This window comes from Nocardioides sp. NPDC057772 (genome assembly GCF_042798075.1).
Taxonomy (GTDB): domain Bacteria; phylum Actinomycetota; class Actinomycetes; order Propionibacteriales; family Nocardioidaceae; genus Nocardioides.
The window spans coordinates 1-10048 of sequence record NZ_JBHVKN010000186.1; the positions used below are offsets into that span (position 1 = coordinate 1).

At 69.3% G+C, this 10048-nt stretch carries 12 protein-coding genes and 1 pseudogene; 7 read left to right on the top strand and 6 right to left on the bottom strand.

What is annotated here, in order from left to right; all coding sequences use genetic code 11:
• Positions 1-439: 439 nt before the first annotated feature.
• From ACFVJS_RS22435 to ACFVJS_RS22445, 3 genes are all read right to left on the bottom strand, one after another.
• Positions 440-712 carry a hypothetical protein gene (locus tag ACFVJS_RS22435; RefSeq protein ID WP_378885117.1) on the bottom strand — a complete coding sequence of 91 codons (273 nt, stop codon included), beginning with the start codon at positions 710-712 and terminating at the stop codon, positions 440-442.
• A 123-nt stretch (positions 713-835) separates the two neighbouring features.
• Positions 836-1912 (bottom strand): acyl-CoA dehydrogenase family protein, encoded by a 1077-nt coding sequence (locus ACFVJS_RS22440; protein ID WP_378885120.1) that lies wholly within the window; start codon positions 1910-1912, stop codon positions 836-838.
• Positions 1913-1937: 25 nt separating this feature from the next.
• Entirely contained in the window at positions 1938-3140 is a 1203-nt protein-coding gene (locus ACFVJS_RS22445) for an acyl-CoA dehydrogenase family protein (protein ID WP_378885123.1), read from the bottom strand.
• A gap of 70 nt (positions 3141-3210) precedes the next feature.
• On the opposite strand from ACFVJS_RS22445, the gene ACFVJS_RS22450 reads away from it, so the two are divergent.
• The 5 genes from ACFVJS_RS22450 to pcaD all read left to right on the top strand — a co-directional run bounded on the left by ACFVJS_RS22450 (position 3211) and on the right by pcaD (position 7386).
• Entirely contained in the window at positions 3211-4380 is a 1170-nt protein-coding gene (locus ACFVJS_RS22450; RefSeq protein ID WP_378885125.1) for a Rieske 2Fe-2S domain-containing protein, read from the top strand.
• On the top strand, positions 4380-4685 hold the full coding sequence (locus ACFVJS_RS22455; protein WP_378885128.1) for a hypothetical protein: 306 nt from the start codon (positions 4380-4382) through the stop codon (positions 4683-4685). The genes ACFVJS_RS22450 and ACFVJS_RS22455 overlap by 1 nt, the downstream gene beginning before the upstream one ends.
• The gene (locus ACFVJS_RS22460) at positions 4675-5724 is read left to right on the top strand and encodes a 2Fe-2S iron-sulfur cluster-binding protein (protein WP_378885131.1); all 1050 of its coding nucleotides are present in this window, start codon (positions 4675-4677) and stop codon (positions 5722-5724) included. The genes ACFVJS_RS22455 and ACFVJS_RS22460 overlap by 11 nt, the downstream gene beginning before the upstream one ends.
• Before the next feature lie 150 nt (positions 5725-5874).
• A complete protein-coding gene (locus ACFVJS_RS22465; protein ID WP_378885135.1) occupies positions 5875-6456 on the top strand; it encodes a hypothetical protein in 582 nt (193 codons plus the stop codon).
• A 159-nt stretch (positions 6457-6615) separates the two neighbouring features.
• Entirely contained in the window at positions 6616-7386 is a 771-nt protein-coding gene (gene pcaD, locus ACFVJS_RS22470) for a 3-oxoadipate enol-lactonase (protein ID WP_378885138.1), read from the top strand.
• A 17-nt stretch (positions 7387-7403) separates the two neighbouring features.
• On the opposite strand, the gene ACFVJS_RS22475 is transcribed toward pcaD, so the two are convergent.
• The gene (locus tag ACFVJS_RS22475; RefSeq protein WP_378885141.1) at positions 7404-8126 is read right to left on the bottom strand and encodes an SDR family NAD(P)-dependent oxidoreductase; all 723 of its coding nucleotides are present in this window, start codon (positions 8124-8126) and stop codon (positions 7404-7406) included.
• A gap of 264 nt (positions 8127-8390) precedes the next feature.
• On the opposite strand from ACFVJS_RS22475, the pseudogene ACFVJS_RS22480 reads away from it, so the two are divergent.
• Positions 8391-8516, top strand: a pseudogene (locus ACFVJS_RS22480) (winged helix-turn-helix transcriptional regulator); the annotation flags it as partial.
• A gap of 103 nt (positions 8517-8619) precedes the next feature.
• On the opposite strand, the gene ACFVJS_RS22485 reads toward ACFVJS_RS22480, so the two are convergent.
• Together ACFVJS_RS22485 and ACFVJS_RS22490 are read right to left on the bottom strand one after the other, a co-directional pair.
• Entirely contained in the window at positions 8620-9051 is a 432-nt protein-coding gene (locus tag ACFVJS_RS22485) for a nuclear transport factor 2 family protein (RefSeq protein WP_378885143.1), read from the bottom strand.
• Complete coding sequence (locus tag ACFVJS_RS22490; RefSeq protein ID WP_378885146.1) at positions 9033-9551, bottom strand: nitroreductase/quinone reductase family protein; 519 nt, start codon at positions 9549-9551, stop codon at positions 9033-9035. The genes ACFVJS_RS22485 and ACFVJS_RS22490 overlap by 19 nt, the downstream gene beginning before the upstream one ends.
• 46 nt (positions 9552-9597) lie before the next feature.
• Here ACFVJS_RS22490 and ACFVJS_RS22495 point away from each other — a divergent pair.
• Positions 9598-10048: LLM class flavin-dependent oxidoreductase (locus ACFVJS_RS22495; protein WP_378885149.1), on the top strand; the 451-nt coding region annotated here is incomplete at its 3' end.

Consider the following 10048-nt stretch of genomic DNA (forward strand, 5'->3'; position numbering starts at 1 on the left):
CGCAGATCCGTCTGGTTCGCTGGTCTCGGAGGCCCGGCAGTACGGGCTATTACTTACCCTCGCAGCTCAGCGTTCACGCCCCTGGTTCCCCTGGATCACCCCGCACCCGATGGCTCTCGGATGAGAAGGGCACGCCTCTTTCGAGGTGGTCGGCCTTCACGTTCACGCCTGCGCCGAGCCTACCACATCAAACAAGCCGAACCCAATCAGGGACAGGTATCCCCGATTAAGCCAGACCACGCTGGAACCCGGACAAGTCAGGTGAATGGCACCCAACCCATACACCCTGGTTCTAGAACTCCCAACCCAGACAACGAATTGGCCCCACCCGCGCTGGAACCCAGGCACGAGACCGACGGACACACATCCAGATCCCCACATGAACTGCGGCCAGTGCCGAGCTGGACGGCGCTCCAGCGGGGAAGGGAGTCCGAGCGCCTCAGCCCCTGTAGTAGGAGATGGTCGGCCCCGAGCCGATGTGGCCGATGGTGGCTGCGGCGAAGGCGGGTCCTCTCCAGCGTTGTGCTGTCGATGAAGCCCTGATCGCGTTGTAGCCGAGGGGGATCAGGATGAGGGCCACGATGGCGCTGATGTGAGCGACGCTCCAGTCGGCCGAGGCCCAGGCCGCCGCGCCGTCGAGCGTGGTCTCGTCGGCGCGGGGAGCGGCCACCTCATAGAGGACGCCGGCGATCGCGACCGCGACGGCGCACATCCTGCGCTCGATAACCCGCAGCGCTATCGCACAGCCCGGTTGCTTGTCGCAATACAGCACAGAGAACCGCCACGACGAGAGGGGCTCGGGCGAAACACCCGAGCCCCCAGGGCCGCCGCAAGGTCAGGACGCCGCGAACGTACGTCCGATCCGCAGAGCCTGCTCGGTCGCCCCGCCGAAGACGAACTCGAAGCGCTTGGCGGTGGTGAAGTAGCGATGCGCCTCGCCGTCCAGGTCGATCCCGACCCCGCCGTGGACGTGGACGGTCGTGTGGGCGAGGCGGTGGGCGGCGTCGGCGGCCCAGAGCTTGGCGACGGCCACCTGGTCGGCGGCGGGAAGTCCGGACGAGACCCGCCAGGCGGCCTGCCAGAGGGTGAGTCGCTGGGCGAGTACGTCGATGAACCCGTCGGCCAGGCGCTGGGAGACGGCCTGGAAGGTGCCGATGGCACGGCCGAACTGCTCGCGTGTCTTGGCGTACGAGGAGGTGAGCTCGAGCGCTCCCTCGGTGACCCCCAGCAGCTCGGCGGCAGCGGCGACGGTCAGCAGCTCACCGAGGCGGGCTGCGGTGGAGGCGTCGCCGATCCGGCGCGCCGGCGCGGAGGCGAAGGATACGAGCGCGGTGACGTCTCCGTCGCTGGTGTGCTGAGCGTGGCGGTCGACGCCGGCGGCCGACGCCTCGACCAGGAAGACCCCGACGGTGCCGTCCGGAACCGAGGCGGTGACCAGGAACGCGTCGGCGATCATCCCGGCCCTGACCAGGGTCTTCACGCCCGTGATCGTGTCGCCCGAGGCGATGACGGTGGGGGAGTCGGGCAGGTGGGAGTGCTCCTCGGCGACCGCGGCGGCGAGCACACGAGACCCGTCGGCCACGCCGGTCAGCGCGTCCGCAGCGGTCTCCGCAAGGAGCAGCCCGCACGGCCCGTGCACCGCCAGTGGCGTCGGCGCGACGCGCCGTCCTGCCTCGACCAGCACGCGGCACAGCTCGATGAGCCCGAGCCCGGCGCCGTCATGGTCCTCGGGCAGATGGAGGCCGAGCAACCCGGCCTCGCCGAGGGCGGACCAGAGGGAGGCGTCGAAGCGGCCGCGGTCGCCGGCGTCCGCCTCGACCGTACGCAGCCGTTCGAGCGTGGTCGCGTCGCCGATGATCTTGGCCGCGAGCTCGGCGGCGTCGTCGGATTCGGTGGTGAAGGAGAAGTCCATGAGGTGTCCTCGGGGGTCGGGGTGGTCAGCGCTTGGCGGCGGGGAGGCCGAGGCCCACGTAGCCGATGATGTCTCGCTGGATCTCGTTGGTGCCGCCGCCGAAGGTCATCACCAGCGACGAGCGGTGGAACCGCTCCAGGCGTCCGGCGAGCACGGCGCCGGGGGAGTCGGCGGTCAGGCCCGCGTGTGGTCCGACGATCTCCATGAGCGTCCGGTAGACCTCGGTCGCCAGCTCCGAGCCGTACACCTTGGTCGCCGACGCCTCGGCCGGCGAGAGCGCGACCCCGTGGTCGGCGTCCGAGGCGAGCTTCCAGTTGACCAGGGAGAGTGCCTCGATGCGGGCATGCGCCCGGCCCAGCGCGAGCTGGACCCACTCGGCGTCGATGACGCGACCCCCACCGGGGACGGTGGTCGTCCGCGCCCACTCCGTCACCAGCCCCAGCGAGTGCACCAGCGGCGCGGCCGAGGTGAGCGCGACCCGCTCGTGGTTGAGCTGGTTGGTCATCAGCGCCCAGCCACCGCCTCGCTCGGAGACGAGGTTCGAGGCAGGCACGCGCACGTCCGAGTAGTAGGTCGCCGAGGTGCCGACCCCGGCCACGGTCTGGACCGGTGTGTAGGAGAACCCCTCCGCCGACGTCGGCACCAGGATCATCGACAGCCCCTTGTGGCGCGACGCCTCCGGCTCCGTCCGGCAGGCGAGCCAGATCCAGTCCGCATACTGGATCAACGACGTCCACATCTTCTGGCCGTTGATCACCCACTCGCCGGTGCCTTCGTCGAGCACCGCCTTCGTCTGCAGCGAGGCGAGGTCGGTCCCCGAGCCCGGTTCGGAGTAGCCGATCGAGAAGTGCAGCTCGCCGGCGAGGATCTTCGGCAGGAAGTACGCCTTCTGCTCCTCGGTCCCGAACCGCATGATCGTCGGGCCGACCGTGTTGAGCGTGAGGTAGGGGATCGGCACCCCGGCCACGGCGGCGGCATCGGTGAAGATGAGCTGCTCCACCATGGAGCGGTCCTGGCCGCCGTACTCCTTCGGCCAGCCGATCCCGAGCCAGCCATCCGCACCGATCTGCCGGATGGTCGAGAGGTAGACCTCCTTGTCGGCCTCGTCGCCGAACTCGCCCGATGCCCGGGCGAGCGCGGCACGGCGCTCGGGCGTGACCAGCTGGGCGAAATAGGAGTTGAGCTCTGAGCGAAGTTGCTCCTGGGCGGGTGTCAAGGCCACATGCATGTGATAAAACTAGAACAGGTTCTTGTTTTTGAACAGGCCCACCAGGCTCAGACCAGCGGAAGGTACGACCATGGCCGACCCCACCACCCAGACCCGCACGCTCGACCACGGCTCCCAGCCGGAGCGCTTCGCGCGCGGTTGGCACTGTCTGGGCCTGGCCAGCCAGTTCAAGGACGGCAAGCCGCACGCGGTCGAGGCGTTCGGCGGCAAGCTGGTCGTCTGGGAGAACAGCAAGGGCGAGCTCGGCGTGCTCGACGGCTACTGCCGCCACATGGGCGGCGATCTCACCCAAGGCACCGTGAAGGGCGACGAGATCGGCTGTCCGTTCCACGACTGGCGCTGGGGTGCCGACGGCCGCTGCAAGCAGATCCCCTACGCCCGTCGCGTCCCGCTGCGCGCCCGCACGAAGGCGTACGAGACCGTGATCCGCAACGACTCGCTGCTGATCTGGCACGACCCCGAGGGCTCGACGGCCGACTACGACATCCTGCCGCCGGAGCTGCCCGACATCAGCAACCGCGAGGTCTACACCGACTGGATCTGGAACACCGTCCCGATCAAGGGCAGCCACTGCCGCGAGCTGATCGACAACGTGGTCGACATGGCGCACTTCTACTACGTGCACTTCGCCTTCCCGACCGACTTCCGCAACGTCTTCGAGGATCACACCGCCACGCAGTACATGGCGTCCAAGGGGCGCCCCGACGTGGCCGGCGGCTACGGCGACGCCGACATGTTCCTCAAGTCCGAGGCGACCTACTACGGCCCGGCGTACATGATCAACTGGCTCGAGGTCGACTACAAAGGCTTCGTGACCGAGGTGATCCTCATCAACTGCCACATCCCGACCGGTCCGGACTCGTTCCTCCTGCAGTACGGCATCACCGTCAAGAAGCCCGAGGGGCTCGACGACAAGACCGCCAACTTCATCGGCAAGAAGTACGCCGACATGTTCGGCGACGGGTTCCTCCAGGACGTCCACATCTGGCAGAACAAGGTGCCGGTGCAGAACCCGCTGCTGTGCGAGGAGGACGGCCCGGTCTACCAGCTGCGCCGCTGGTACGAGCAGTTCTACGTCGACGTCGCCGACATCGAGCCCGAGATGCGGGCTCGCTTCGAGTTCGAGGTCGACACCACCAAGGCCAACGAATACTGGCACGAGGAGGTCGCCGAGAACCTCCGCCGGATCGAGGCCGACAAGGCCGGGAACCCTGAGTCGAGCGACGCAGGGGTCAGTTGATGGCCTCGTTCGTCCCGACGTCCCCGGACACCGTCGAGGATCAGCGGCTCTACACTCAGGCCCGTCTGGTCGAGGTGGAGTGCCTGGACTGCCTGGCCCGTGTCGGTGTGAAGAAGAACAGCGAGCACCAGACCTCCGTCCAGTGGACGGCCGAGGCGCAAGCCCAGTGCCCAGATCTCGTACGTCGCAAGGCTGCCGCCGACGGCGCGCGGCTCGTCCACGCCCGCTGCCCCCGTCTGGCCGCGTCCATCGAAGCGGCCGTCGCCGACGGCCGGATCCAGATCGGAGCCGAGGATGGCTACTGACTCCTTCCTGCTGCCCGTCCGCGACGTCATCAAGGAGACCGCCGAGGCCCACTCGATCGTCTTCGAGGTGCCCGAGGACGCGAAGCACGCCTTCCAGCCGAAGCCGGGGCAGTTCCTGACGGTCGCGGTGCCCAGCGACCGCGACGGCCTGGCAGCGCGCTGCTACTCGCTCTCGAGCGCCCCGGGAGACCCGCTCACGGTGACCGTCAAGCGCACCGTCGACGGCTACGCCTCCAACTGGATCTGCGACAACCTTCGCCCCGGTGACACGCTGCGCGTGCTCCCGCCGAGCGGGATCTTCACCCCTGCCGACATCGACGCCGACTTCCTGCTCTTCGCCGGTGGATCGGGTGTCACCCCGATCATCTCGATCGCCCGATCCGCCCTGAGGGAGGGCACAGGGCGGATCGTGGTCTTCTACGCCAACCGCGACGAGCGCTCGGTGATCTTCGCCGAGGAGTGGGCGCGGCTCGCCGCCGAGCACCCGCACCGGCTCCAGGTGGTCCACTGGCTGGAGTCCGTGCAGGGGCTGCCCACCGGTGAGCAGCTGAAGGCGTTCGCGGCCGACCACCTGACCTACGACGCCTTCGTCTGCGGTCCGGCGCCGTTCATGAAGGCGACGGTCGCGGCGCTCAAAGAGCTGGAGTTCCCGCGGGCGCGGCGCCACCAGGAGAAGTTCGCATCCCTGGGCGGCAACCCGTTCGGCGACATCGCTCCGGTCGAGGAGGCCGAGGCGGAGATCGTCGACGGCATCGCCCAACAGCCGGTGACGCTGGAGATCGAGCTCGACGGCACCACGACGACGTACGACGACTGGGACCCGGGCACGCCCATGCTCGACTTCCTCGAGTCGAAGGGCATCAAGGCGCCCTACTCCTGTCGCGAGGGCGAGTGCTCCGCGTGCGCCTTCCGGCTGCTCGAGGGCGAGGTGAAGATGGTGCGCAACGACGTGCTCGAGCAGGAGGACCTCGACGACGGTATCCGGCTCGGCTGCCAGTCGCTGCCGACCACCGACACCGTCCGCGGCACCTACTCCTGAGGGACTCGCGAGAGACACAGATCACCAACCGGTTGCCAGGTCGACGCGCCTGGCGCGATAGTGTCGCGCTGCCCGAACCACATCCCACCTGTCACCCGCAGCGAAACAGAGCGGGTGGTCGGTGGGGCACAAGCGAGGTTTCCCCCCACCGTGTTCAATCGCAACTTCTACGCCGCGCAGGACGACCGACGGTTCGTCGTCGGCTATGCCCTCGACCTCGGTTTCAGGGTCTTCGACGCCTATTCGGCGCCTGGCCAGCCGCTGAGCGAGATCACCACGACGGCATCGGCCTCGCTGCTCGCGGCCCGGCCTGCGTTCAAGCTCTACGCCCCCAACACCGGACCCGAGCCGGTGATCACCCGGGTCGAGCTCGACGAGTCTGAGTTCGGTCCGTCGGCCTATGAGTACCAGTGCAGCGGCTGGGGGCTGATCAGCCTCAACTTCGGTGGTGTGGTCGGTCTCGGTGGCCTCGGATGGAGCACCCTGACCACCATGGCCGAGGCCCGCGCGACCCGCTGGCACGCCGTCGAGCCGATCGGTCCCGCGCCGTCGGAGTGGAACTGGCCGGCGGTGGACGACGCCGCGGTGAAGATGTTCGAGGCGATCACTTCGATGGCCGGCTCCGCCGTCGGCGCCAGCCCGGTCCTGGCGGCCGCGGGACAGTTGATCAAGGACAAGGGTCTGCTCTACGAGTCCGGCGGCGGCCTGCACGCGCGACCTGGCCTCGGCTGAGGCTCGCCGCGTTGATACGCGGCGCTTGATATGCCGGGCGTATCAATGGCCGCCTGATCGATACTTCACAACGCAGGGTGGGCGATCCTAGATTTCCGGCATGGACGCCACCATCCGAGAAGCCTTCGTGACCCTGCCCTGTCATGAGCAGGTGGCGTCGTGAGCGCTGTCGACGTCCACCACGTCGTCACCGGCCGGGCCGAGGGTCCGGTGGTGGTGCTGTCCAACTCGCTGGGGTCGACCCACGCGATGTGGGACGGGAACCTGGCCGACCTCGAGCGCCGGTTCCGGGTCGTCCGCTACGACACCCGCGGACACGGCGCCTCGCCGGTTCCGCCCGGCCCCTACTCGATCGACGACCTGGCCGACGACGTCGTCGCCCTGCTGGATCGCCTCGGCGTCGAGCGGGCCCACTTCCTGGGCCTGTCGCTCGGGGGCATGACCGGGATGCGGCTCGCCGCGCGAAACCCGGAACGGGTCGATCGTCTCGTGCTGCTGTGCACCGGCGCGCACCTGGCGCCGTCCTCCGCCTGGCGCGACCGTGCGGCCACGGTGCGCGCCGACGGCACCCACGCGGTTGCCGAGGCGGTCGTCGCCCGCTGGTTCACGCCGCGCTTCCTCCAGACCAACCCCGACGTGAAGGCGTCCTGCGAGGCGATGGTCGCCGGCACCCCCGCCGAGGGTTACGCCGGCTGCTGCGAGGTCATCGCCGACATGGACCTGCGCCCCGACCTGCCCGCGATCACCGCCCCGACCCTCGCCATCGCGGGCGCCGACGACCCCGCGACCCCGCCACCACATCTCGAGGAGATCGCCGAGGCGGTCGAGGACGGCCGACTGCTGGTCGTCCCCGACTCCGCCCACCTGGCCAACGCCCAGCAACCGCAGGTCATCACCCGCGCCGTCATCGAGCACCTCGCGGCGACCTGACCGACGTTCCGGGTGTGTCAGCTCGCTGCCGACTGCGAGAGCACGTCGAAGACCACCTCGTCCTCGGTTCCGGTGGCCAGCCGCCAGACGGCGTCGGCGATCTCGTCGGGGTCGAGGGTGGCGTACGGGGCGGGCGTGCCGGGCTCGGTGAGCATCTGGTGGATGTCGCCGCGCTCGATGAGACCGCCGACGACGAGCGACCCGACGTTGATCCCGTCCTCGGCCACCGCGGCGGCGAGGGTGCGGGCGTAGGTCCGCAGCGCGCCCGAGGCGGCGGCGTAGGGGCCGAGGAACGGCAGCGGGACGAGCGCGCTGAGCCCGGAGACGTACACCAGGGAGCCGCTTCCGCGGGACCGCATCGAGGGCAGGACCAGAGAGGCGACCTCGGCGGCAGGCTCGACGGTCTCGGCCATCGCACGGCGCAGGTCTGCGGGTCCGGTCTCCAGGATCCCGGCGGTCGGCGCGCTCAGGTCGTGGGCGCCGGGACCGTGGTAGACGACGTCGACAGGGCCCAGCTCCGAGGTGATCTCGGCGAGAGCGCGGGCGGCCTCCCCGGGTGCCCGCAGGTCGGCCGCGACCGCGACGGCGCGTACGCCGGTCGATGCCAGAGCCTCCAGGTAACCCGGGTGGCGATCTGCGCTGCGCGAGACCAGCCCCACGGCGTACCCCTCCTTCGCGAACCGCTGCGCCACCGACATTCCCAGGCCCGGACCCGCGCCCAGGACCGCGATCGTGCTCATCTTCTTCTCCCTCATGGATAGGTTGCTGATGTCAGCAACCCTCGCCGTCCGGCGGCTCTCGCGGAAGAAGGCACTTCAATGTCAGATGGGAACACCGGTGTGCCCCAGCGGGTGGCCGAGAAGGAGTGCGGCACGACGCACATGGTGAGTGCGGCGCTCGGTCCGGGTCTGCCGGAGACAGTCGCGGCGGGCGAGTACGAGGCGTGCCCGGTGACGCAGGCCGTGCAGATGCTCGGGGACAAGTGGACCCTGCTGGTCGTGATGATGCTCGCCGAGCGCCCGCACCGCTACAACGAGCTGCGTCGCCGGGTCGAGGGGATCAGCCAGCGCATGCTCACCCGGACCCTGCGGGTCCTGGAAGAGGAGGGGGTCGTGACGCGCACGGTGTTCCCGACGGTGCCGCCGGGTGTGGAGTACGCACTGAGCGACCGCGGCCGGGACCTGCTCGGGCCGCTGGCCGGCTCGCGGACTGGGTGGTGCGAGGAACGGCTGCCTAGAACCCCCGGGTCCAGACGACCTGCTCGTGGAGCTTGCGGGAGCGCCAGCCCTCGGGCGTACGGACGAAGGTGTGGTGGTAGAGGCCGCCTACCTCGACGATGCGTTCACCTCCGGCGCCGTCGGAGATGACCATGGGGTTGTCGAAGTACGCGACGATCTCCGCCTCGTCGGCCGAGTCGGCGAAGGCGTAGGAGATCTGGCCGAGGGTGTGCAGGCGTTTGCTGGAGAAGGCCGGCAGCATCTCTGCCAACCAGGCCTTGACCTGGGGGTACGCGTCGACGGTGCCGCCGGACTCGGAGTAGTCGATGACAGCGTCGGTGGTGAAGACGGTGTCGAGCGCGTCCCAGTCGCCGGTGTCGACGGCGAGCGTGTAGCGGGTCAGGGCGTCGGCGATCTCGGCGCGGTCGATCAGCTCTTGAATGTCCACGAGGAATCTCCCTGGGTGCGAGGTGAGAGGACGACGACCGGGATCTCCCGGTCGGTCCAGGTCTGGTACGTCTCGAAGTCCGCGTACGTCTCCAGCAGCCGTGGCCACAACGCGGCCCGCTCGGCGGGGTCGGCGACGCGAGCCCGGACGAGGCGACGGCCCCGGCGGGGGAGCCGTACTGCGACGTCGGGGTGGGCGCGCAGGTTGGCGACCCACTGCGGGTCCTTGGGCAATCCGCCCTGGGAGCCGACGACCACGAGATCGTCGCCGGAGGTCATGAACAGCAGCGGAGTGGTGAAGGTGCGGCCCGACTTCCGGCCGACGTGCTCCAGGAGAAGCACCGGCGCGGGCTTGCGCCAGCCCGCCATCACCCGCCACCGACCGCCCACCCGGCCGTCGGTCAGCTTGAACAGCGCGGCGTTGGCGCGGGCACCGTACTTGATGATTCTTGCCGTCAGCGGTGAGTCCAGGCCTGCGGGACGATCGCGGGAAGGTGGCATGACGAACACTCTGGCAGAAACTTAGAACACGTTCTAGTGTTGGCTCATGCGCTTCACCTATGCCGAGGCAATGACGCAGGCCGACTACTACGCACCGCTTGCCCAGGCGGCGGAGGCGGCGGGCTATACCAGCATGACCGTGGCCGACAGCCTGATCTATCCCGAGGAGTCCGACTCCACCTACCCCTACACCGACACCGGCGACCGGGAGTTCCTGCAGGGCAAGGAGTTCATCGAGGCGTTCATCCTGTGCGCCCACCTCTTCGCGGTGACCGAGACGCTGCGGCTGACGCCGTTCGTGGTGAAGCTGCCGGTGCGGCCGCCCGTGCTGGCGGCCAAGCAGGCCTCGAGCCTGGCCTTCCTCTCCGGCAACCGGCTCGGGCTCGGCGTCGGCCTGTCGCCGTGGCCGGAAGACTTCGCCGCCCTCGGCGTCGACTGGAAGCGCCGCGGCAAGCGGATGGACGAGTGCATGGACATCCTGCGTGGCCTGACCGACC

Coding starts and splice junctions, on each gene's coding strand:
- ACFVJS_RS22435 (WP_378885117.1), bottom strand. CDS start 712: ATGTGCGCCGTCGCGGTCGCGATCGCCGGCGTCCTCTATGAGGTGGCC.
- ACFVJS_RS22440 (WP_378885120.1), bottom strand. CDS start 1,912: ATGGACTTCTCCTTCACCACCGAATCCGACGACGCCGCCGAGCTCGCG.
- ACFVJS_RS22445 (WP_378885123.1), bottom strand. CDS start 3,140: ATGCATGTGGCCTTGACACCCGCCCAGGAGCAACTTCGCTCAGAGCTC.
- ACFVJS_RS22450 (WP_378885125.1), top strand. CDS start 3,211: ATGGCCGACCCCACCACCCAGACCCGCACGCTCGACCACGGCTCCCAG.
- ACFVJS_RS22455 (WP_378885128.1), top strand. CDS start 4,380: ATGGCCTCGTTCGTCCCGACGTCCCCGGACACCGTCGAGGATCAGCGG.
- ACFVJS_RS22460 (WP_378885131.1), top strand. CDS start 4,675: ATGGCTACTGACTCCTTCCTGCTGCCCGTCCGCGACGTCATCAAGGAG.
- ACFVJS_RS22475 (WP_378885141.1), bottom strand. CDS start 8,126: ATGAGCACGATCGCGGTCCTGGGCGCGGGTCCGGGCCTGGGAATGTCG.
- ACFVJS_RS22490 (WP_378885146.1), bottom strand. CDS start 9,551: ATGCCACCTTCCCGCGATCGTCCCGCAGGCCTGGACTCACCGCTGACG.